The organism is Algoriphagus mannitolivorans DSM 15301 (assembly GCF_000429425.1).
Taxonomy (GTDB): Bacteria; Bacteroidota; Bacteroidia; order Cytophagales; family Cyclobacteriaceae; genus Algoriphagus; species Algoriphagus mannitolivorans.
Window position 1 is genome coordinate 190,900 of the sequence record NZ_AUBV01000008.1, and the last position, 21,523, is coordinate 212,422.

20 protein-coding genes are annotated in these 21,523 nt (G+C 44.6%); 9 read left to right on the top strand and 11 right to left on the bottom strand.

Translation table 11 applies throughout. The features are described 5' to 3' along the window. Window positions 1-28: 28 nt before the first annotated feature. The 6 genes from G458_RS0110720 to G458_RS0110750 all read right to left on the bottom strand — a co-directional run bounded on the left by G458_RS0110720 (window position 29) and on the right by G458_RS0110750 (window position 4,986). Window positions 29-1,105 (bottom strand): DUF3810 domain-containing protein, encoded by a 1,077-nt coding sequence (locus G458_RS0110720; protein ID WP_026951911.1) that lies wholly within the window; start codon window positions 1,103-1,105, stop codon window positions 29-31. Window positions 1,106-1,115: 10 nt separating this feature from the next. Then, window positions 1,116-1,697, bottom strand: a complete 582-nt coding sequence (locus tag G458_RS0110725; RefSeq protein ID WP_026951912.1) for a NifU family protein — start codon at window positions 1,695-1,697, stop codon at window positions 1,116-1,118. 96 nt (window positions 1,698-1,793) lie between these two features. After that, complete coding sequence (locus tag G458_RS0110730; RefSeq protein ID WP_026951913.1) at window positions 1,794-2,537, bottom strand: ThuA domain-containing protein; 744 nt, start codon at window positions 2,535-2,537, stop codon at window positions 1,794-1,796. A 103-nt stretch (window positions 2,538-2,640) separates the two neighbouring features. Continuing rightward, entirely contained in the window at window positions 2,641-3,387 is a 747-nt protein-coding gene (locus G458_RS0110735) for a M15 family metallopeptidase (RefSeq protein WP_026951914.1), read from the bottom strand. Next, window positions 3,384-4,148: an SDR family NAD(P)-dependent oxidoreductase gene (locus G458_RS0110740; RefSeq protein WP_026951915.1), complete on the bottom strand. Its 765-nt coding sequence runs from the start codon at window positions 4,146-4,148 to the stop codon at window positions 3,384-3,386. Before G458_RS0110740 ends, G458_RS0110735 begins: the two co-directional genes overlap by 4 nt. 172 nt (window positions 4,149-4,320) lie before the next feature. Further along, a complete protein-coding gene (locus G458_RS0110750) occupies window positions 4,321-4,986 on the bottom strand; it encodes a heme exporter protein CcmB (RefSeq protein ID WP_026951916.1) in 666 nt (221 codons plus the stop codon). Window positions 4,987-5,177: 191 nt separating this feature from the next. On the opposite strand from G458_RS0110750, the gene G458_RS0110755 reads away from it, so the two are divergent. Then, window positions 5,178-5,969 carry a sterol desaturase family protein gene (locus tag G458_RS0110755; RefSeq protein ID WP_035468032.1) on the top strand — a complete coding sequence of 264 codons (792 nt, stop codon included), beginning with the start codon at window positions 5,178-5,180 and terminating at the stop codon, window positions 5,967-5,969. A gap of 24 nt (window positions 5,970-5,993) precedes the next feature. After that, entirely contained in the window at window positions 5,994-8,108 is a 2,115-nt protein-coding gene (locus tag G458_RS0110760; protein WP_035468033.1) for an outer membrane protein assembly factor BamB family protein, read from the top strand. Window positions 8,109-8,139: 31 nt separating this feature from the next. Here the strand turns inward: G458_RS0110760 and G458_RS0110765 are convergent, their stop codons facing one another. The 3 genes from G458_RS0110765 to G458_RS0110775 form a co-directional block, all read right to left on the bottom strand. Continuing rightward, window positions 8,140-8,352: a hypothetical protein gene (locus tag G458_RS0110765; RefSeq protein WP_026951919.1), complete on the bottom strand. Its 213-nt coding sequence runs from the start codon at window positions 8,350-8,352 to the stop codon at window positions 8,140-8,142. Between the two features lie 8 nt (window positions 8,353-8,360). Continuing rightward, window positions 8,361-8,906, bottom strand: coding sequence for a hypothetical protein (locus tag G458_RS0110770; protein ID WP_035468035.1), 546 nt, complete (start codon window positions 8,904-8,906; stop codon window positions 8,361-8,363). 192 nt (window positions 8,907-9,098) lie between these two features. Beyond that, window positions 9,099-9,968, bottom strand: a complete 870-nt coding sequence (locus tag G458_RS0110775) for an AraC family transcriptional regulator (RefSeq protein ID WP_026951921.1) — start codon at window positions 9,966-9,968, stop codon at window positions 9,099-9,101. A 160-nt stretch (window positions 9,969-10,128) separates the two neighbouring features. Here G458_RS0110775 and G458_RS0110780 point away from each other — a divergent pair, with 160 nt between their 5' ends. The 4 genes from G458_RS0110780 to G458_RS0110800 all read left to right on the top strand — a co-directional run bounded on the left by G458_RS0110780 (window position 10,129) and on the right by G458_RS0110800 (window position 15,010). Continuing rightward, window positions 10,129-11,019: a dihydrodipicolinate synthase family protein gene (locus G458_RS0110780; protein WP_026951922.1), complete on the top strand. Its 891-nt coding sequence runs from the start codon at window positions 10,129-10,131 to the stop codon at window positions 11,017-11,019. 103 nt (window positions 11,020-11,122) lie between these two features. Continuing rightward, window positions 11,123-12,568 (top strand): aldehyde dehydrogenase (NADP(+)), encoded by a 1,446-nt coding sequence (locus G458_RS0110790; protein ID WP_026951923.1) that lies wholly within the window; start codon window positions 11,123-11,125, stop codon window positions 12,566-12,568. Between the two features lie 111 nt (window positions 12,569-12,679). Further along, window positions 12,680-13,684: a 4-hydroxyproline epimerase gene (locus tag G458_RS0110795; protein WP_026951924.1), complete on the top strand. Its 1,005-nt coding sequence runs from the start codon at window positions 12,680-12,682 to the stop codon at window positions 13,682-13,684. A 78-nt stretch (window positions 13,685-13,762) separates the two neighbouring features. Then, window positions 13,763-15,010 (top strand): NAD(P)/FAD-dependent oxidoreductase, encoded by a 1,248-nt coding sequence (locus tag G458_RS0110800; RefSeq protein ID WP_026951925.1) that lies wholly within the window; start codon window positions 13,763-13,765, stop codon window positions 15,008-15,010. 75 nt (window positions 15,011-15,085) lie between these two features. Here the strand turns inward: G458_RS0110800 and G458_RS0110805 are convergent, their stop codons facing one another. After that, on the bottom strand, window positions 15,086-15,616 hold the full coding sequence (locus G458_RS0110805; protein WP_026951926.1) for a DinB family protein: 531 nt from the start codon (window positions 15,614-15,616) through the stop codon (window positions 15,086-15,088). Window positions 15,617-15,693: 77 nt separating this feature from the next. On the opposite strand from G458_RS0110805, the gene gldD reads away from it, so the two are divergent. Then, entirely contained in the window at window positions 15,694-16,266 is a 573-nt protein-coding gene (gene gldD, locus G458_RS0110810) for a gliding motility lipoprotein GldD (RefSeq protein ID WP_026951927.1), read from the top strand. Window positions 16,267-16,324: 58 nt separating this feature from the next. Here the strand turns inward: gldD and G458_RS0110815 are convergent, their stop codons facing one another. Further along, window positions 16,325-18,100 (bottom strand): sodium:solute symporter family protein, encoded by a 1,776-nt coding sequence (locus tag G458_RS0110815; protein ID WP_026951928.1) that lies wholly within the window; start codon window positions 18,098-18,100, stop codon window positions 16,325-16,327. Between the two features lie 167 nt (window positions 18,101-18,267). On the opposite strand from G458_RS0110815, the gene G458_RS0110820 reads away from it, so the two are divergent. Further along, window positions 18,268-19,335, top strand: a complete 1,068-nt coding sequence (locus G458_RS0110820) for a phosphotransferase enzyme family protein (RefSeq protein ID WP_026951929.1) — start codon at window positions 18,268-18,270, stop codon at window positions 19,333-19,335. Window positions 19,336-19,425: 90 nt separating this feature from the next. Beyond that, window positions 19,426-21,519: an ATP-dependent DNA helicase RecG gene (gene recG / locus G458_RS0110825; protein ID WP_026951930.1), complete on the top strand. Its 2,094-nt coding sequence runs from the start codon at window positions 19,426-19,428 to the stop codon at window positions 21,517-21,519. The last annotated feature ends 4 nt before the right edge of the window (window positions 21,520-21,523 follow it).

The window sequence follows — 21,523 nt, forward strand, 5'->3', positions numbered from 1 at the left end:
AACTAATTAGCTTTCTAAAAATTCAAAATCAATCTTCCAAATTCATTCTTTTTCTCCAGGCATAAGCAAGCATAGGCAGCTGCTGATAGGAGTTAACACCTGCTTTTACCCCTTGGGATTTCAAAAAGATATCATTGGATTTTCGGCTCAGCTCCAGAGAAAATGGCTTGATCGCCTCGGACGCTTCCCGAAGTGAATTCAGGTCATTTCTCACCCCTCGGGAAAGGGTTTTCACCCAAGTCTTATATTCCTCGGGAGCCATTCGGTAATAATCCCTCATTTGGTATTGCAACAGACGCAGGTGTCCGGAATACCGAAGCAAGGGATACTCCGAGTTGGAGCAGATTACCCAAGCGATAAAATTTGCCTCCCCTTCATTGGTCACCCCATAGCTATGCGCCATCTCATGAGCCACTGTAAAAGGCTGCTCCAAGGCGTGCAAAGTCGGGTCGATGTAGCTTTCTCCGGTAAATGGAAAATAGATCCCCAGAATCCCCATTTTTCGCATAAATCCCGGAGGGGGGAACATCTTAGTCCGGGGTCTCCCTGTGAAGTTCAATCCTAAAATCTCCAGATTCTCGCTCATATTCCCACGAACCAATTTTTCCAATTCGGGATACTCCATGATTTCGGTGATGGCCAAAGTATCATAAGTCAAGCGGGTACGATATTGCTCCACCAGACGAAGCGTAATGTTAATTTCTGACTCCAGCTGAATCAGATTCAAGGATTTAGGCTTTAAAGAAAGCTGCTGAAAAATGGGCGTTCGCTGGTAATTAAATCCCCAAAGCACCAAAAAGAAAAAAATCAAAGCTCCCAGCCCATTGGCCAATGCCTGAAATGAATAGAGACTTTTGGATTTCCAGTTAGGTTTTTCAAGGACTCTTATAAGATAAATCCCTAAAACCAATATCACCACCAAAATAAAAAGATAGACGCTGGGAAAAGGCAAATTCCCCAGCGTCAGATCGATGACATTTCGTACTCCTGGAAAAAACCGACGGGAATACCAATCGTCGGTCGCTTCCGGATTTTGAATGGCAAAATAGCGGATGGCTAGCGCAAAAATGCCCAAAAGTGCCCAAGACCAGTCCCGTTTGCCCATAATAGATGTTTTAGATTCCCTCGGCCACCACTTCCTTGACTTCAGGAAGCATGCGGGTCAGCAGGTTTTGGATGCCTGCCTTCAAGGTCACCGTACTGGACGGACAGCCTGAGCAAGAACCTTGAAGCAAAACCTTCACCACACCGTCCTGAAAAGAGTGAAATACGATGGCTCCACCATCCTGCTCTACTGCGGGACGGATGTATTCATCCAAAATTCCTTTGATTTTTTTGACCACCTCTGAATCGTTCTCATCGAAAAGTGGATCCTTATCAAAGCTTGCCTGCACGGCTTTTTGTCCGGATTCCAGGTATTGCTTGATATGATCCCGGATGATCGTTTGGATCTCCGGCCACTCTACTTCCTCTGACTTGGTCACAGTCACAAAATTGGAAGCGATAAACACCCGCTGGACTGCGGCAAAATTGAAAAGCTCCTTGGCCAATTGGCTATTTTCGGCACTGGCTACATCCGGAAAATCAAAACTGACTCCCTCATCCACCAACATAAAATTGGCAACAAACTTCAGGGAATTGGGATTGGGATTGGCCTCCATGTAGAGGTGAACAGGGCGTGCTTGTGCTTTCAGCATGGGATTCTTGTTTTGGTTGTAAAGAAAAACCAAAAAAGGCTTCGGAAGTTCCGAAGCCTCATCTTTTTCCTGATTTTTAGGTGATTTAACTCCAAATCACTTCGGAAGCTTTCCTTTAGCCGCGTACCAGATTCCTCCATGAACGTGCTGCAAGAAAATAGGATTGGACCAAGCAGCCTCGACATGACCTAAGGCAGTGTAGAAAACTCTCCCTCCGTCAAACTCATGATACCAAGCCATCGGGTGATTTGCTCCCATGGGTTTGGCCGGCTCGTAGGTGGTCTCGTCGGCATTGATCAATACCTTGATGGCAGGATTCACTTCGCGGAATTCATACAATTCATCATACCAAAGCCAGTTGTCCGGCAGATGCCATGTGGATGGGTGAGATTTGTCTTTCACCTGAAGTCTCAAAGTTTGCTGTCTTGGGTGTGCTAGAAAATAAGCGCCAATCATTTTGTTGTACCAAGGCCATTCGTATTCGGTATCTGTCGCAGAATGGATACCAACCACTCCTTTTCCGCTTTGCACAAACTTCTGGAAAGCGGCTTTTTGGGCTTCATTGAAAATGGTCCCTGTGGTGCTAAGTAAAACAACTACATCGTATTTGGCCAGATTTTCATCGTTAAACTGATTGGCATCTTCGGTGACATACACCCCAAATCCTTGCTCCTGGCCGAGTTTTTTCACGGCAGCCACACCTTCAGGAATGGATTGGTGCCGGAAACCGGCTGTTTTGGAAAATACCAAAACTCTATATTGCCCACCCTGCTGGGAGAAAGCGGCAAAGCTGAACACCAAAGCCAGCAAAAGGGTAAGAAATGTCGATTTTTGATTCATAGGTTTTGAGGTTATGGGTTATGGATGTTTTGATTTCGGATTTCAACTTTCGGATTTGGGATTTGTCTGGAATAAACCGATTTCCGAAATCCCATATCCAAAATTATTTTATAAGCGGAAATTTCTCTCCGGCTTCTTTTCGTGAAAATGCATTGAAATGCCACCATTCGCTACCGATTCCTGTAAAACCTGCCCCTTTCATCACTTTTCTGAGGATTTCCCGATTGGAAATTTGGGCTGGGGTGATTTTCTTTTCGGCTAGCATCTGTTTTTCCCGATCTGGATAAGCTGGATAGCCAAAGAAATCATAGCCAGTTCCCATATCCAAAACTGAATCTGCTTGGGTATCAAAAATGGTCAAATCCACTGCAACCCCAAAGTTATGGAGTCCCCCAACCTTGGGGTCAGCCACATACAGCGGCTTGATACTATCGGGCTTGTCCAGACTGTCCCAGAGAATCTGCTGCACGCTCAGCGGCCTGACTCCATCGTAGATCAACAAGGTCAAATGGGGATATTCTTTTTGTAAAGTTTCATTAGCTAATTTCACAAGCTTGGCTACTTCAGGCTGGAGGTAGCATCGGGTCAAATCCCCGTACACATCCTTTCCGAAAAAATTATCTTCCGTGGAATACTTCAACTCCACCCGGATGCTGGGATCCACGGTTTGGATATCCACCAAACCCTGATCAATTAATTTTTGCTCCAACGGAGACACTAGAGATTGGCCCTCTCCAACTGTAATAGGAATAATTTCCTCTCTTTGCAGTTCTGAAAAAGATTCCTGGTCACTCTTGGGACTTGTGCAGGCTATAACTCCCAATATCAGGAGCAGCGAGAAGTATTTCATTGTGGAAGATTTTTTTGAACCAAGGTAGCAGATGCCTGTGCAGTTGGCAAAACCACAATATCCGCCAGCACCACATGAGGAGGCCGATTGACCACAAATTCCACAATATCTGCGATGTCTTGGGCTACCAAGGGCTCAAAGCCCTGATAAACTTTCTCGGCGCGCTGATCATCCCCCTTAAATCGAACTAGGGAAAACTCCGTCTCCACCAAACCCGGATGAATTCCGATCACTTTGATGCCAAAGGGATTCAAGTCAATTCGCATGCCTTTGGTAATGGCATCCACTGCATGCTTGCTGCCACAATACACATTTCCGTTGGGATAGACTTCCTTCCCGGCAATGGAACCGATATTGATAATCGTGCCTGATTTGCGCTCCGTCATTCCGGGAATGATCGCTTTGGAGACATAGAGCAATCCTTTCACATTGATATCCATCATCGCATCCCAGTCGTCCAAACTTCCGGTCTGAATAGGATCCATCCCATGGGCATTCCCGGCATTGTTGATCAAGACATCGATAGCTTTCCAATCCTCAGGAAGGCTCCCTAGGATTTCGCCCACTTTTTCCCGATCCCGCACGTCAAAAACCAAAGGTAAATAGCGACTAGTAGATGGAAGTTCTTTTTCCAAATCTTCCAGACGATCCTTTCTTCGACCGGTGGCGATGATATCATAACCCATTTTGGCCAGGGTGATCGCTGAGGCTTTTCCAATTCCCGAGGTCGCTCCGGTGATTAAAGCAATTTTATTTTCCATGGAATAAAGATAGAAGGATTGAAAGATTGAAAAATTGGAAAATTGGAAAATTGACTTTGAACACCGAACAGTTCTCCTTTCGATACCTAGCGATTTCTTTTTTTGAGAAAAAATTCCCTTGGGAATATGGGGTTTAATGTCCCTCCATCCACTCGTCAATCGTACATCGAATTCAGCTTCTCCACAAATAGGGAAACAAAATATATCCCGTGGCTGCCACAATTGCATTGATGGCCAGTAAACTCAGGAGCTTATCAGCACTTACACTCCAATCCAGCCCATCCAAGGCATTTTTGGAAATGCGGATCGCCATCAGCAGAATTGGGATAATAACCGGAAAGCTCAAAATAGCCATCAAAGTGGCATTGTTTCCTGCCTTTGAAGCTATCCCGCTCACCATCGTCAGACTGGCCGAAAACCCCACAGAACCCAACACCAAGTTGAGCAGGAAAAGGCTTTGATCCTGGACTGGATTCCCCAAAATCACCGAAAAAACGCCATAGCCCAATAGCGCCAAAATCAAGGTCAGGCCAGTATTGTATAGGATTTTGGAAACGATAATGGACTCCGGTGAAGCGATCATGTAGTAATACAACTGCCGACCTTGATGCTCCTGGACAAAGCTTTTGGCAACAGCATTCACCGCGGAAAATAAAATAATGATCCAATACAGGGCATTCCAGGTCGGAATGGAAAGGTTCCCCATTTTGGCTCCTACGCTGAGGTAAGTAATAAACACGGCCGAAACCACATAAAGCAAAATCCCATTCAAGGCATACTTCTGCCTCCACTCCAGGGTGATTTCCTTACGGATCAGGACTGAGATTTCTTTCCACATGGTTCAAAGTAAATACTTTTTTAGCCACGAAGACTAAAAGGCACTTAAGGATTTTCCCGACTTACTCATGGCTCTCGGAAGTCTCAGATTAAAACAGATGAACTTTATATCTGTGGAATCTTTGAGAGACATCAGCCCCTTTTGATTGGAAAGGATTCTCTGATTAAATTAAACACTTCAAACTCAAGAAAATGATTTGGGAAGATTTCTTCATTCGATGGACCAGAATTGCCGGAAACGTGACTTTTCGTTATTTCCTGATTGCAGGCACTGTTTTTTTCATTTTTTATTTCGTGCTCAAAGGAATCCTGGCAAGCCGAAAAATGCAGGCCAAATTTCCCAAACTCAAGGATTACTCCAGAGACATCACGTACTCTCTGATGACTATTCTGATTTTCGCCACGGTAGCTTCTGTGGTTTTCATTCTCCTGGAGCCTTACACCCTATATTACAAATCGGTGGACAAATACGGCTGGATCTATTTTTACTTGAGTTTTCCACTGATGTTTTTGATCCACGATGCCTATTTCTACTGGGCTCATCGAATGATGCATCATCCCAAACTTTTCAAAGCAATCCATAAAGTTCACCACCAATCCACCAATCCCTCCCCATGGACAGCGTATGCTTTTCATCCCTTGGAAGCGATAGTGGAAGCGGGAATCATCCTAGTCTTGGGGTTAGTCATTCCCGTTCATCAAGCTGCATTCGGTTTGTTTATGTTATTTCAGTTTTCCTATAATGTCTATGGGCACCTGGGGTATGAATTATACCCCAAGAATTTCCATAGAACCTGGATCGGAAAATGGATCAACACGGGTACAGCTCACAACCAGCATCATCAATATTTCCATGGGAATTATGGCCTTTACACTCTGATTTGGGATAGACTTTTTGGAACACTCAGAGAAGATTACGAGATTAAGTTTGACCAAGTGACCCAAACCAAACCCATTAAATCTCCAGAGAATCAGATAGCCTGAAATCTACCTTATGAAATCCTCCCAATGACTTCCAATAAAATCTTAATCGCTGCTATCTGTCTTTGGGCCTTTTCTTGCACTGATAAAGCAGTTGAAATAGACTATACAGACTGGTCTCATTATGGAGGACCCGAGGATGGATCCCGTTATTCCTCTTTGACTCAGATTAACCGAGAAAATGTCGCCCAACTTCAAGTGGTGTGGATCTATCATACCGGGGATGCGACAGAACGGAGCCAGATTCAATGTCAACCCATCGTAGCAAACGGAAAGCTATTTGGAACCACTGCTAAGTTGAATGTATTTGCCTTGGATGCATCTACCGGAGCCGAGTTATGGAGATTCGATCCATTTCAGGTTTTGGGAGGGGAAAATTCCTGGGCAGGCACCAACCGAGGAGTCAGCTATTGGATGGAAGGAGATGAAGAAAGGATTCTATTCACCGCCGGAAACTGGCTAATGGCTCTAGATGCCAAAACAGGCCAACCTATACGCACCTTTGGAGACCAAGGAAAAGTGGATTTGAGAAAAGATTTGGATACAGACCTCGAGGACTTCCTGATTGTATCCAACTCTCCTGGGGTTATTTTTGAAGACAAAATCATTATGGGCATGCGACTCTCGGAAGGACTGGATGCCGCTCCCGGTCATATCCGAGCCTACAATATCAAAACCGGAAAACGGGAATGGATATTCCACACCATCCCGCATGAAGGGGAGGAAGGTTTTGAAACTTGGAATCCCAAGTACATCCGCCAAATCGGCGGAGCCAACAATTGGGCTGGCATGACAGTGGACCAAAAGCGGGGAATCGTATTTGTCCCGACGGGTTCAGCTACTTATGATTTCTGGGGAGGATATCGAAGCGGTGACAATCTTTACGCCAATTCCCTTGTGGCTCTGGACGCCAAAACAGGAAAAAGAATTTGGCATTTTCAAGCAGTCCACCATGACATTTGGGACCGGGACTTTCCGGCCAACCCCAATTTGATCCGAATCCAAAAAGACGGGAAATGGATTGAGGCCGTAGCCCAGATTTCCAAACAGGGAATGACCTATGTTTTTGAAAGAGAAACCGGAAAACCCATCTGGCCCATAAAAGAAATTCCGGTGACCCAAAGCGTGATGCCCGGGGAATTCAGCTCCAAAACCCAACCCATTCCGAGCTTACCTGAGCCATTTATGAATATGGTTTTTGAGGAAAAGGACATCCTGAATCTTAAGCCGGATTGGGAAAATCAAATTCGAAATCAACTCCAAAACGCGATTTTGGGTGACACTTGGGCGCCTCCACATCCGGAAAAACCAATCGTACTTTTCCCCGGAATGGACGGAGGAGGAGAATGGGGTGGAGCTTCCTTTGATCCCGAGACCCAAACTCTCTATGTAAATGCGAATCAAATCCCCTGGCTCATTGAAATGACCCCAAATGCGAATTTCGGCAATGCCGGAAAGGCTATCTACTCGAATTATTGTGGGAATTGCCATGGTTTGGACAGAAAGGGAGTTGCAGCTTCCATTCCTACTTTAATTGGGATAGACAAAAAATACAGCTCCGACTCCTTGGAAAAAATACTCCGATTAGGAAGGGGAGCCATGCCCTCCTTTTCCCATATTTCATTGGAAGAAAGAAGGCTGCTCGTGGATTATCTGATGGGAAAAACAGAGGAAGGCGACAAACAGGAACTTCAGGCTGAAAACACAAAGCTGTATCCACAATATTATATGAAGGGATACAAAAAGTTGGTAACTGAAGACGGTATGTATGGTTCAAATCCTCCTTGGGGGCTATTGACCGCAATAGACATGAATACCGGATTGAAAAAATGGCAGGTACCTTTAGGACATATAGATTCTCTAAGTAAGTATGGAGTAGAAATGAGTGGGACGGAAAATTATGGGGGACCGGTAGTTACTGCCGGAGGTCTATTGTTTATTGCCGCTACCAAGGATGAAAAAATCAGGGCATTTGATAAAGAAACCGGTAAAATCCTTTGGGAAGCCCCTTTGCCGGCAGCGGGTCATGCTACCCCAGCAGTCTATGAAATTCATGGAAAACAATACCTAGTCATTGCCTGTGGCGGTGGGAAAGGAACAAAAAGTGGGGATGCTTACGTGGCTTTCGCGCTACCCCAATAAAAAAGTCGGGAAATTCTTCCCGACCTGATGACTATCTCTTTTTTCGTAGCAGGGCCACTAGCAGAAGGATGAAAACTGCTCCTCCTACTATCCAAACCCAGGTCTGTTGATACCAAACCGGCTCTGTTCCAATATTCACTTCTATTTCCAGACCCTTATCCTGTGCAAATGCCTGAAGAGTCATAAGTAGGGAAAAGAAGGTAAAAGCCAATCCTTTCCCATATGTCCTGAGTTGATTCTCCATGATTAGGTTTATTTAAATCTGATATTATAAGTCACAGCTACCCCGATAGACTGAATGTCACTTATAGGAGAAGACTCAAAGATTTGATTGTAGAAAGCGAAAATATTCCATTCGTAGTTGTGATAGCCCAGCTGAGGTCTCAAATAAGCGCCTCCTTTTGTGAAGTTATTTCCAGTAACAAAGGAATAACCACCGTCTATCCCTACAAAAACTCCTTCAGGTTGTGGATAGTATCGAAACATAAGCCCCAAAGGAATAACGCCGAATCCTTGCTTTGCATTGACAACAAAATCCGGGTTGTCTTTTTCAAAATAACGGGTATATCCCGTTGCGATACCCAGTCCAAAATTGTCAGTCCGCATAAACTGACCTGCTAGGTCTACTCCCATTGCTGCTGAGGAATAATTACCATAATTCCCGACAGGAACTCCAAGATTGACTCCTACTTTTAGCCAAGAATTGTCCCTGCTGATTTCATCAAGTTCGCGGACTTGTTGAGAAAATGCGCATACTCCCAATAAGAGGAAGGCAAAAGATACAAATAGCTTTTTCATGGTGTAATTGGTTTTGCCGGAAATAAGCCAACATTGGTGCCATGCCAGCGGTAGAAATAGGATCGGTAGTGTAATCGGTCACCAGATGAGCTGAAGGCTGTTTTCTGGCCTAAAACCACTCATCCCAGTCTAAAAATACTGGGAATACTTATCCCATTACTGTGGAAAAAATGATACAAATCCCATGAGTCATTACTCGGAAGCTTTTCTAAACTGCAGGGGAGTCGTTCCGATCAAGGCTTTAAAACTACGGTTGAAATAGGATAAATTTTCAAACCCCACCCGAAATGCAATCGCAGCTATTCCTAAATCTGTCTCCTGTAGAAGCTTCTCCGCCTCTTGAATTCTCAGTTGAAGCAAATATTGCGTAAAGGTTTTCCTTGTCCTTAGTTTGAAAAACCTACAAAATGCCTCTTTACTCAAATTGGCTACCGAGGCGACCTGATCCAGAGTGATCCTTTGAAATCGATTTTCCAAAATAAACTGCATGACTTGATCCATTCGGGATCCGTCTTTTTCGGAAAGTCCCTGACTAAGGTTGATTTTATTTAGGGGAACCAAGTCTTCCTCGGCATTTTCTACCAAGCTCAAGAGTTGGATAGCTAATTGGAATCGGAGTAAACCTTGACTTGGAGCGAAATCCTCAAAAATCCGGGAAATCTTCTCCCGAGTATCCCCTACCAACTGAAAGCACAAGCCTGAGAATTCCTTGAACTTCCTCAGACTTTGAAGATCTTCCAGTTCTCCCACCGACTTGCCTAACGTTTCGAAATCAAAAAAAACGGTATTGCCTGCCGATTCAAGGTTCAGTTGAGGATCAAAAAACTCTGAATCACTTCGAAACACATGGGGAGCATTTTCTCCCAGAAAAAAAACATCTCCAGGCTGAAACCTCCCCAGATAATCTCCGCTCAAGAATTGCCCCTTACCTTTCAAAATCACTGTCAGCTGAAGCTGTGGGTGCTGGTGAAGTTTGTCATAAAAATGGGAACCACGGTCTTCCTGATACCGGACAAACTCACGTTGGGATTTAGGAACTTGAAAGGAAATAACTTTAGCCATCCTACAAATAATATCAAATTGAACAAAATTAGAGTCGAAATTTCAATAATTGATCAATATGATACCAAAATGAATTAATCCAGTGAAAGTAATTCCACCCAGCTCCTCATACTTTTGATTTCAAATCTAAGTGCCCTCAGTGGTAAAAAACCAAACAACTATGAACTGGAAAGGCGTATTTCCCGCAGTCACCACGAAGTTTCACGCAGACGGAAGTCTGGACATGGACTTGTTTTTCAAAAACCTTGACTTCCAACTGGAGAGTGGAGTTCATGGAATTATTCTGGGAGGAACTCTAGGTGAAAGCTCTGTTTTGTCTCAGGAGGAAAAAATTACACTTACAGCTGAAACGGTAAAATATATTAACGGCAGAGTGCCGGTAATTTTAAATATTGCTGAAGGGGCTACTCAAGACGCACTTTTCTGGGCCAAAAAGGCTGAAGAGCTTGGTGCATCCGGCTTGATGATCCTCCCTCCTATGCGCTATGCCGCGGATGCCAGAGAAGTAGTCACTTATTTCAAAACAGTCGCTAAGGCCACCAAACTCCCGATGATGATCTACAACAATCCGGTGGATTACAAGACTTTGGTGACCATCGATATGTTTGCAGAGCTGGCAGAATGTCAGAATATACAGGCGATCAAAGAATCCACCCGAGACATTTCCAATGTAACCCGAATGATCAACCGATTTGGAGACCGTTTCCAATTGCTTTGCGGTGTGGATACTTTGGCTTTGGAAGAATTACTGATGGGAGCCGTAGGTTGGGTAGCTGGCTTAGTTTGCGCCTTCCCCAAGGAAACAGTGACCATTTTCAACTTGGTTCAGGAAGGGAAAATAGAGGAAGCCAGAGAGATTTACCGCTGGTTTTTGCCGCTTTTGGAGTTGGATATCCATCCGAAGCTGGTTCAATACATCAAGCTCGCAGAGCAGCATTGCGGGGTTGGATCTGAACACGTGAGGGCACCAAGATTGACCTTGATCGGCGAAGAAAGAGCGAGAATTGAGAAGATAATTACCGATGGATTGGCAAAAAGGCCGAAATTGTGAGAAAGCAAGAAGCTGGGAGACGGAAGTCGGAAGTCGGAAATGAACTTCGGTCTTCCGTCTTCCAGCCACTTTCAATTTTACAATTTCAAAATTTTCCAATCATATGAACCTAGATCAAATCTTTATTTCCGCCCAAGAAGCCTTTTTGTTTTACAAAAACCTACCAGGAAAAGAGAAGGCCGAGTTTTTAGACACCTTAGCTGACACCCTGGAGGAATATCGCGCCGAAATTGTACCTCTGGCTGTTCAGGAATCCAATCTACCGGAAGGAAGGATCAATGGAGAACTGGGTAGGACTACTGGACAGATTCGGCTGTTTGCGAAAATGGTAAAAGAAGGTTCATGGGTTGAAGCGACGATTGACCCAGCCATGCCAGACCGCACACCTCTTCCAAGGGCAGATATCCGCAGAATGCTGACCCCTTTAGGACCTGTGGTAGTTTTTGGCGCCAGCAATTTCCCTCTGGCTTTTTCGACTGCCGGAGGAGATACCATTTCAGCATTGGCTGCTGGTTGCCCGGTAATTTACAAAGCTCATCCTGCCCATCCTGAAACCTCCAAAAAAGTGGCTGACTGCATCCATGTTGCTTTGTTGAAATGTGGATTACCATCCGCCCTATTCACCCATGTGGAAGGAGGTATTGCAGAAGGCCAGGCTTTGGTCCAACACCCATTGGCAAAGGCGGTGGCATTTACCGGCTCGCACGCAGGTGGAAAAGCTCTATTTGACTTGGCAAATAAGCGGGAGGAACCCATTCCGGTATTTGCGGAAATGGGCTCTGTCAACCCGATTTTCTGTTTCCCGAAAAAACTTTCCCACAATATCCCCGGCCTGGCAAAGGCATTTGTCTCCTCCCTGACTTTGGGTGTAGGACAATTCTGTACTAATCCGGGGTTGATTTTTGTTCCGGAAGAACAGGCAAAGGACTTTGAAAATGCGATTTCCGCTGAGTTGAAAGAAATTGCAGCAGCCCCGATGCTTCACCAGGGAATAGCTCAGGCCTATTACGATTCCATTCAGTTTTTGGAAGCCCGTGAAGAACTACGTTGGGTGAAGGTGGCTGATCCCAAGCATTTGATCAACGGAAGCACGGCATTGGCAGAAATCAAAGCCCATGACTGGTTGAAGGATTCCTTATTCCAAAAAGAAGTGTTTGGTGCCTTTGCTATGATGGTGGTGTACCAAAGCCAAACTGAGCTGGAAGAAATTGCTGAGCATCTTCATGGACAGCTGACCATTACGATCTGGGCAGAAGAGGAGGAATTGAAAAACCAGTTATTCCTCTTAAATCTGTTGGAGGAAAAATGCGGACGACTATTATTCAAAGGAGTACCTACAGGAGTGGAAGTCGGCTATGCCATGCAGCATGGAGGACCATTCCCGTCCACTACAGCGCCACAAAGCACCTCGGTCGGAGCTTATGCCATCAAAAGATTTGCACGTCCGATTGCCTTTCAGGATATGCCCCAAGACTTGCTGCCCGACGCCCTTCAGGATGAAAACCCACTGGGCATCTGGAGAATGGTTAATGGGAATTGGGAAAAATAATTTACGAGTTACGAATGACGATTTACGAGGGGAAAAGTAAAGTTGAAGCTTCCTTTCTACTTTACCACCTTACCACTCTCAATTTTAGAATCTTCCAATATTTCAATTCTTATGTCTTCAAGACACACATTTTCCTGCATCGATGCCCACACCTGTGGCAATCCGGTACGTGTTGTTTCAGGAGGAGTACCCTTTCTGAAAGGAAATAACATGCTGGAAAAACGTCAGTATTTTCTAGAGCATCTGGACTGGATCAGAACTGGGTTGATGTTTGAGCCCAGAGGACATGATATGATGTCCGGCTCTATGCTTTTTCCTCCTCATAATCCGGAAAATGATTTTGCCGTCCTTTTCATAGAAACTTCCGGCTGTCTTCCCATGTGTGGCCATGGGACTATTGGAACCATCACCATTGCCATTGAAGAGGGACTGATCCATCCTAAAACTCCCGGATTTCTTCGAATGGAAGCCCCAGCTGGATTGGTGCTGGTCGAATACAAGCAGGAAGGCAAAAAAGTAAAATCCGTCAAGCTGACTAATGTCAAAAGCTATTTGGCTGCAGAAAATCTGGAAATTGAGATTGAAGAGTTGGGGAAACTAAACGTGGATGTGGCTTATGGAGGAAACTTTTATTGCATTGTAGATCCACAGGAAAATTTCCCGGGACTGGAACAATTCAAGGCCGAACAGTTGATTTCCATGGCTAGAAATCTCCGCAAAAAGATGAATGAGCACTACGATTTTATCCACCCTGAGCATGACCAAATTCGCGGCTTATCCCATGTGATGTGGACAGGAAAAACACTGGAAGAAAATAGTACTGCTCGAAATGCAGTCTTCTACGGAGATAAGGCCATAGACCGCTCACCTTGTGGCACCGGCACTTCCGCCCGGATGGCACAGTGGTTTGCCAAAGGCTGGCTGAAACCTGGCGATGAATTTATTCACGAAAGCTTCATCGGATCCAAGTTTGTCGGAAGAATCGAAGAAGTGACCGAAATCGCAGGCAAACCGGCTATCGTCCCAAGTATCGAAGGCTGGGCAAAAGTATATGGCTATAATACCATCATCCTGGATGACGATGATCCGTATGTCCATGGATTTCAAGTGATTTAATTTGTACCATTTACAAGGTACCAGGTACAAAGCTTTTTGTGCTCGTGGTACTTGGTACTTGTTACTTAGTACTATTTTATGAAACCAACTCTCATCATCGGCGGAGGAATTATCGGGCTTTTTTCAGCCTATTTCCTGCAAAAAGAAGGCATAGAAGTCACCGTCCTTGACCGGACTGATCTCCGGGACAATTGCTCCACGGGCAATGCAGGTATGATTGTGCCCAGTCACATCATCCCCTTAGCTGCTCCTGGAATGGTCACCAAAGGGATTTCTTGGATGTTTTCTTCCAAAAGCCCATTCTACATCCACCCCCGATTAGACTTCAAACTCCTCCAATGGTGCCTGCTTTTTTTCAAATCAGCCAATGAAAAGCAAGTCCAAAGAGCCATCCCATTTCTGAAAAATCTCAGTCTTCTTTCCAAAGCCCTTTATTTAGACTTCAAAGCAGAGCATCCTGAAGCCGCCTTGGCAATGCAGGAAAAGGGACTGATGATGGCTTATCAGACCGAGGGAATGGAAAAGGAAGAAGTAGAATTTGCCTATCTGGCCAGAAAACATGGGCTGGAAGCGGAAATTCTTTCTCAAGCAGACCTTCGCACCATTGAACCCAATCTTGAACTGAAGGCTCGGGGAGCAGTTCTTTTTCCGGGTGACGCCCACTTGGACCCCGGAGCTTTGTATGGTTTTTTGAAAAAATACCTGGAAGAAAAAGGAGTGAAATTCCTATCCAATACTCAGGTTCAAGGATTTGAAAAAACCGTGTCGAAAGTAAGTGCAATCCTGACAGACCAAGGCAAGATAGAAGCAGAAAAGATCCTCCTATGTGGCGGGTCCTGGTCTGCAGAATTGGCAAAAATGCTGGGATTTTCCATGCCCATGATGGGAGGAAAAGGGTATTCATTCCTTCAGAAAAACCAACCGGAGATCAGACAGGCCACCATTCTTACGGAACAGAAAGTAGCGGTCAGCCCTTATGGAGAAACCATTCGTTTTGGTGGTACTTTGGAAATTGCCGGAACCAACCAAAGTGTGGACATGAGGCGGGTCCAAGGAATATTTGAATCAATCAACAGGTACTATCCCGACTTTGAGTCCAAGTTTCCAAATGAAAATGAAATCTGGAAAGGCCTCAGACCCTGTTCACCTGATGGACTGCCCTACATTGGATTTGCTCCAAATTATTCCAATGTACTGGTAGGAAGCGGTCACTCTATGATGGGGATCTCTTTGGCTCCGGCGACCGGAAAATTATTGGCCGAGCTTCATCAGGCCAAGGACACATCCATGGAAATTCGGGGATTTGAAGTGGGAAGATTCAATTAAAAACTTTCTTAATTACTCCTAAAACCAAAAAGCAGCAGAATTATTCCACTGCTTTTTTTCACCTTCTTGAGAAAATTAGAATCCAACAAAGGCTGGTGGCTCAACTCCATTTGCTCGCAAATAAGCAATGGCTGCTCCACGATGGTGGGTACTATGGTCCATCAACAAAGCCTCAACCTGCCGACGGGAAACCTTGTTTCCAAAAACCTCAATTACCTCCGCTTCATCCGCGGCGCTTAGGGATTTTATGCTCGCAGCACCGTAATCATAAGCCTTACCTACAAATTCCGCCAATTGAGCTCTAGTAGCGGTTTTCACATCCAGAGAAGGCGTATCTGAAGACCCTTTCAAGAAGCCCTGAGATATCCCTATAATGGCTGAACCGATATGATGAATCTGCTCTTTGAAGGACATGGCTCCCGGATCTGTTTTGTAATCCATTCCAGAATCAGGCATTTTGGCCAAAACGTCCAAGGTAAACTGCTTGCTGTTATTCCATTTACTCAAAAACTCCTCTTTGGTCGTTTGGGCTTGCGCCAAAGATCCTATTGTCAAAAAGACTGCCGGCAGAAGGCTAGATAATAAAACTTTAATTTTGTTTTTCATAACCATTTATTATTTGGTGTAATCTTAAAGTTGCCAATTTCTCCAGTCAAATCAAATGGAAAACCTAATTTTAAGCCATGAAGAGAATCTTGGCTTTCCTGATAATCGGCGTAGCGCTGTATTCCTGTGAAAAAATATGGCTCCCCAAACCTCCAGGATACAACCGAATAGATCTTCCTCCACATGAATTCCAAAGTTTGGAGTCCGGATACCCCTATCAATTGGAATATTCCAAACACAGCACTGTGGAAGCAGACTCCTTCAATTTGGCAGAAAAAAATTGGATCAACCTAAATTACAAGGGTTTTGGAGCAAAGGTCCATTTGACTTACAAGACCATCAGAGATAAAAATGATTTCAAAACGCTTTCAAATGATGCGTTCAAACTCACCGCAAAGCATCAGATCAAAGCTTATGGAATTGAAGAGGGAGTTTTGGTTACTCCAAATGGCTACTCTGCGGTAGTAGCAGAACTCACAGGAGAAGTTCCGACCCAATTCCAGTTTTTTGTCACCGACTCTACTTCCCACTTTCTTCGGGGAGCCCTGTATTTTGAAACAGCCATGAAAAATGACTCATTGGCCCCGGTTATTGAATACATCAAAATTGACATGACTCATTTAATGAATTCGGTCAAGTTTGACCAATAAAACCCACAAAAAAAATCCTGCCCTTAAGAAGGCAGGATTTTTAATGGGGAAAATACCCTTAGTGCATATTTTTCCAGGATCTCAAGATAATCAATCCTCCCATCAGGGCTATAATAGCTGCTATAGTACCCGGGATTACATTTCCATAGATAAAGAAACCCGTGGAAAATAAAGCTGAATACACCATGAAAGTTCCGGTGATCATTAGTCCGACTTCAGTACCCAATTGACCTTTAACTTCCTTCTCAGCCGGATATTTTTCCAATATCTTTTTCCATCCCAAAGAGGCCGGAGTAACTTTTCGATAAAAGCTCAACAGCACTTCATCCTTCTCTGGTTGGGTCAGGAATGTCACCAATAACCAGCCGACAGTAGTGATCGACACGGAATAAACCAGCTTCAAATAGGACATCTCTGCAGGAATATCAATAAGGCCGATTTTTGGATTGATCACTTCAAAGAAAATGGCTACCACGAAAGAAATCGCCATCGCAGAGATCTCGGTGTAGGCATTGATTCTCCACCAAAACCAGCGAAGAATGAAGATCAAGCCTGTTCCAGCTCCGATTTGCAGAAGAATTTGGAAAGCATCCAAGGCAGAAGAAAGTGCCAAGGCCAATATTGCAGACAAAAACATCAAAACCACCGTTGAGATCCTACCCACGGCTACCAATTGCTTATCTGAAGCATCTGGCTTCACAAATCTCAGGTAAAAATCATTCACCACATAGCTAGATCCCCAGTTGAGGTGTGTGGACAGGGTAGACATTACAGCAGCTATCAGGGAAGCCAACACGATCCCGATCAAACCGGTAGGAAGGAAAGTCAACATGGCGGAGTAGGCTAAATCATCACCCAATTTGTCCACTGGGATATTTGGAAAAGCCTCCTGTAAATCAGCGATAGTCGGGAAAATCACGATGGAGCCCAAAGCTACAATGATCCAGGGCCAAGGTCTCAGGGCATAATGAGCCACGTTGAAGAATAAGGTCGCACCAATGGCATTTTTCTCATCCTTGGCGGAAAGCATACGCTGCGCAATATAGCCCCCGCCTCCTGGTTCCGCTCCCGGATACCAGGTAGCCCACCACTGAATCGCAATCGGAAGAATGAAAATCGGAATGTATACGTTGGGATCCGTAAAATCCGGAATAAAATCAAGCTTGGTGGAAACTACCTCATGGGTCAAAAGCCCATTCAAAGAGCCGATTTCAGGTAAGTCAAGGACAAAATACGCTGCACCAAATGAACCGATGATCGCGATAAAAAATTGAAAGAAATCTGTCAACAAGACGCCTTTTAATCCGCCCAAGGAACTGTAAATAACTGTGACCACGGATGCAATGAGCAAAGTCTGAATGGGTGAAAGTCCAAGCATAACCCCGCCGATTTTGATCGCCGCAAGGGAAACCGTAGCCATGATGACTACATTAAAGAACACCCCCAAATAAATGGCTCGGAAGGCTCGCAAAAAGGCAGCTCCTTTACCGGAATATCTTAATTCATAAAATTCAAGGTCGGTGGTTACTTCAGATCTTCTCCAAAGCTTGGCGTAGACAAATACCGTCAACATCCCCGTCAATAGGAAAGCCCACCAGGCCCAGTTACCGGCAACCCCATTTTTTCGGACGATGTCGGTCACCAAATTTGGGGTATCGGCTGAAAAGGTGGTCGCCACCATGGAAACACCCAAAAGCCACCAAGGCATATTTCGGCCGGAAAGGAAGAACTCCTTTGCCGAGCTACCGGCGGTTTTTGCAGAAAATAAACCTATCAATAGGGAGATAAGGAAGAAGGCTGCGATGATGCCCCAATCCAAGGCAGTAACATTCATAAGGTTTGGGTTTAAATTGGCAATCAATTAACAAAATTTTTTTCTTAACACTGCAAGCCTTTTTTAATATTTTTGAAAAATTAAAACCTAAATTGAAAAGTTTGCCAAATTTCTCTGAGTCATGGACTTTAACTCCAGAGAATTCCATTCTTTTCTAATTTCGCATTATGAATTCTCCGCTCGCTCCCCAGCTTTTCCAAGCTTACCCCTTTCTTGACTCAGAAAATTTTTCACTGCAACCCTTTGGAGAAGGCCTGATTCACCAGACATTAATTTTAGAAGTACTAGAAAAAAAATGGATCCTTCAGGGATTTAATGAGTCCGTATTCCGATATCCCGAGAGAATAGATCACAATCTGAATTTACTCTTCCAAGAGAGTCAAAAGAAAAAACTTCATTTTCAGCTTCCTCTGCCTATTTTAAATCAGGCAGGAAGCGGATTGACTGAAATTGATGGGAAGAAATACCGTCTTTTTGAATTTGTACAGGGAAAGACCCTTCAGCAAATCGAAAATCCTTACCAGGCTTTTTTAGCCTCGCAGGCCTATGGCGCTTTTGCAGCCTGGGCAAAGGAAATCCCTTCGGAAGAAATGCAGGAAACTATTCCGGATTTTCATCGATTGGATCTGAGATATGCCAAACTTATTCAGGTCGCAGGAGAAAAGGATTCACTTTCTTCAGAAGAAAAGGAGATTTTGGACTTTTACGTCAACCAAAAACCTCTGGTGGATTGGTATCTAGGCCAATTGGATCAACTCCCTCAAAGAATCACCCACAACGATACCAAAATCAACAACCTTATCTTTTCCGATACTTTGGATCGAGTTGAAGCCCTGATTGATTTGGACACACTGATGGGAGGATTTTTGCTATATGATTTTGGGGACTTGGTGAGAACTGTAGCTTGCAGCCTCCCTGAAACTTCTACCCAATGGGACTCAATTCATTTAATTCCTGAGATTTTCAAAGAATTACTAAGCGGCTATTGGAGTGGAGTCAAAGACTTTGCTACGGAAAAGGAAACAGCTTCCCTGATCCTGGGAGGAGAAATCATGACCCTCATCATGGGCCTTCGGTTTTTTACAGATCATTTGCAGGGAAATATCTATTATCGGGGAAGCTACCCTGAGCAAAACCTTCACCGTGCAAAAAATCAGATGATTTTCTTAAAAAATCAACAAGATCAACGACCTGAGCTTCGGAGAATTTGGTCTCACATCATCCAGCAAGCTTAAGCCTCCAGATTTACTTCAGACAATTCCCCCCAAAATCTTGGCTTTTGACAGGGACTGCTATTATTTTGCTTTCTTCCAAAACCAGTTCACTTGTCAGGCATTTTTGATACTCGGATAGAATTCCTCAAGGGAGTCGGCCCTCAAAAGGCGGAGCTCCTCAACAAGGAACTTAACATTTTTTCCTACGGGGATCTGCTCCAGCATTACCCCTTTCGATACGAGGATCGGACCCAATTTTTCAAAATCCGGGAACTGCGAGATGATTTGGAAAATGTCCAGGTGATCGCCCGAATCAAAAGCGTGGAGCTGGTAGGAACCGGTGGAAAAAAACGACTAGTCGCCCAGGTATTTGATGACACCGGAGAGATGGAGATGACTTGGTTCAAAGGTATCCAGTGGGTTCAAAAAAAACTTCCTGTAGGAGCCGCTTATATCTTTTTCGGAAAACCTGCCCAATATGGCAGGAAGTGGAGTATGGCTCATCCTGAAATGGAGCCTGTCACCGCAGCGAATGAAAAGCGTAACAATTTTCAGCCAGTCTACTCCACCACTGAAAAGCTCAAAGCTAGATTTTTGGACTCCAAAGGAATATCCAAAATTCTGGAGCAACTGGTACCCTTAGTATATTCTCAGATTCCGGAAACCCTTTCTCCCGAAATCCTTCATCAATACCAACTCATCGGCAAAGCAGAAGCTGTTCGTCAAATCCACTTCCCCAGTTCTCCGGAGCTTCTTCACCGAGCCAGAAAGCGGCTGAAATTCGAAGAGTTTTTCTATTTGCAGTTGAGACTTCTGCTGATGAAAGTAGCCCGAACTGAAAAGTTCCGAGGACAGATTTTAGCAAACACGGATTTGCTGACTGACTTTTACAAAAACCACATTCCATTTGAGCTGACGAATGCACAAAAGCGGGTGATCCGGGAATCCTTCGCTGACATGAAATCCGGAAAGCAAATGAATCGGCTGATTCAGGGAGATGTGGGTAGCGGAAAAACCATGGTGGCTTTTATCTGCATGTTGATTGCCATCAGCTCCGGGGCCCAAGCCTGCCTGATGGCTCCAACGGAGATTTTGGCCAATCAGCATTACGAAGGACTGAAGGAATACGCAGAAATGATGGGCCTGAAAATCGCCCTGCTTACAGGATCTGTCAAAAAATCAGCCCGGAGAATTATCCATGAAGAACTTCTTTCCGGTGAACTCAAAATTCTAATCGGTACCCATGCCCTGCTGGAAGATGTGGTGCAATTTCAAAATTTAGGATTAGCTATCGTCGATGAGCAGCATCGCTTTGGAGTAGCCCAGAGAGCCAAACTTTGGGCAAAAAATAAGGAATTCATTCCTCATGTATTGGTGATGACGGCCACACCTATTCCCAGAACCTTGGCCATGACCCTTTATGGAGATTTGGATGTATCTGTCATTGATGAATTGCCGGCGGGCCGAAAACCCATCTCCACAGTGCATCGCTATGACAAGGATCGGTTGAAAGTATTCGGATTCATCAATCAGGAAATCCAAAAAGGACGGCAAGTCTATATTGTGTATCCTTTGATCGAGGAATCCGAAACCTTGGATCTGAAAAATCTGATGGATGGGTTTGAAAGTATTGCCAGGGCATTTCCTCAATATCACCTAAGCATCGTCCATGGAGGTATGAAGGCGGAAGACAAAGACTTCGAAATGCAGCGGTTTATCAAGGGAGAAACTCAGATCATGGTCGCAACCACGGTCATAGAAGTAGGAGTCAACGTCCCCAATGCCTCGGTCATGATCATCGAAAATGCGGAGCGTTTTGGGCTTTCACAGCTACACCAATTGAGAGGAAGAGTCGGTCGAGGAGCGGAGCAAAGCTATTGTATTCTGATGAGTAAATATGAGCTGAGCAAGGACTCCAGAATCCGTCTGGAAACTATGGTAAGAACTACCGATGGCTTTGAAATCGCAGATGTGGATCTTCGGCTTCGAGGACCTGGAGATCTTATGGGAACCCAGCAAAGTGGAATAACCGACTTGTTGATTGCAGACTTAAGCAAAGACGCCCCAATCCTCACCTTGGCGAGGGACGCTGCCCAGCTACTTCTGGCTAATGATCCAGAGCTTCAGCGGCCGGAGAACACAGCTATTTTAAGACAGGTGAAGCAGCAAAAGAAAACGGCAATGAATTGGAGCAGGATAAGTTGATGAT

What these genes read in the sequence shown, in the direction of transcription:
- G458_RS0110775 (WP_026951921.1), bottom strand. Translation starts at nt 9,968, where the DNA reads ATGGCTAAAGTTATTTCCTTTCAAGTTCCTAAATCCCAACGTGAGTTT.
- G458_RS0110780 (WP_026951922.1), top strand. Translation starts at nt 10,129, where the DNA reads ATGAACTGGAAAGGCGTATTTCCCGCAGTCACCACGAAGTTTCACGCA.
- G458_RS0110770 (WP_035468035.1), bottom strand. Translation starts at nt 8,906, where the DNA reads ATGAAAAAGCTATTTGTATCTTTTGCCTTCCTCTTATTGGGAGTATGC.
- G458_RS0110795 (WP_026951924.1), top strand. Translation starts at nt 12,680, where the DNA reads ATGTCTTCAAGACACACATTTTCCTGCATCGATGCCCACACCTGTGGC.
- G458_RS0110800 (WP_026951925.1), top strand. Translation starts at nt 13,763, where the DNA reads ATGAAACCAACTCTCATCATCGGCGGAGGAATTATCGGGCTTTTTTCA.
- G458_RS0110720 (WP_026951911.1), bottom strand. Translation starts at nt 1,105, where the DNA reads ATGGGCAAACGGGACTGGTCTTGGGCACTTTTGGGCATTTTTGCGCTA.
- G458_RS0110730 (WP_026951913.1), bottom strand. Translation starts at nt 2,537, where the DNA reads ATGAATCAAAAATCGACATTTCTTACCCTTTTGCTGGCTTTGGTGTTC.
- G458_RS0110765 (WP_026951919.1), bottom strand. Translation starts at nt 8,352, where the DNA reads ATGGAGAATCAACTCAGGACATATGGGAAAGGATTGGCTTTTACCTTC.
- G458_RS0110790 (WP_026951923.1), top strand. Translation starts at nt 11,123, where the DNA reads ATGAACCTAGATCAAATCTTTATTTCCGCCCAAGAAGCCTTTTTGTTT.
- G458_RS0110755 (WP_035468032.1), top strand. Translation starts at nt 5,178, where the DNA reads ATGATTTGGGAAGATTTCTTCATTCGATGGACCAGAATTGCCGGAAAC.
- G458_RS0110725 (WP_026951912.1), bottom strand. Translation starts at nt 1,697, where the DNA reads ATGCTGAAAGCACAAGCACGCCCTGTTCACCTCTACATGGAGGCCAAT.
- G458_RS0110820 (WP_026951929.1), top strand. Translation starts at nt 18,268, where the DNA reads ATGAATTCTCCGCTCGCTCCCCAGCTTTTCCAAGCTTACCCCTTTCTT.
- gldD (WP_026951927.1), top strand. Translation starts at nt 15,694, where the DNA reads ATGAAGAGAATCTTGGCTTTCCTGATAATCGGCGTAGCGCTGTATTCC.
- G458_RS0110805 (WP_026951926.1), bottom strand. Translation starts at nt 15,616, where the DNA reads ATGAAAAACAAAATTAAAGTTTTATTATCTAGCCTTCTGCCGGCAGTC.
- G458_RS0110735 (WP_026951914.1), bottom strand. Translation starts at nt 3,387, where the DNA reads ATGAAATACTTCTCGCTGCTCCTGATATTGGGAGTTATAGCCTGCACA.
- G458_RS0110760 (WP_035468033.1), top strand. Translation starts at nt 5,994, where the DNA reads ATGACTTCCAATAAAATCTTAATCGCTGCTATCTGTCTTTGGGCCTTT.
- G458_RS0110750 (WP_026951916.1), bottom strand. Translation starts at nt 4,986, where the DNA reads ATGTGGAAAGAAATCTCAGTCCTGATCCGTAAGGAAATCACCCTGGAG.
- G458_RS0110815 (WP_026951928.1), bottom strand. Translation starts at nt 18,100, where the DNA reads ATGAATGTTACTGCCTTGGATTGGGGCATCATCGCAGCCTTCTTCCTT.
- G458_RS0110740 (WP_026951915.1), bottom strand. Translation starts at nt 4,148, where the DNA reads ATGGAAAATAAAATTGCTTTAATCACCGGAGCGACCTCGGGAATTGGA.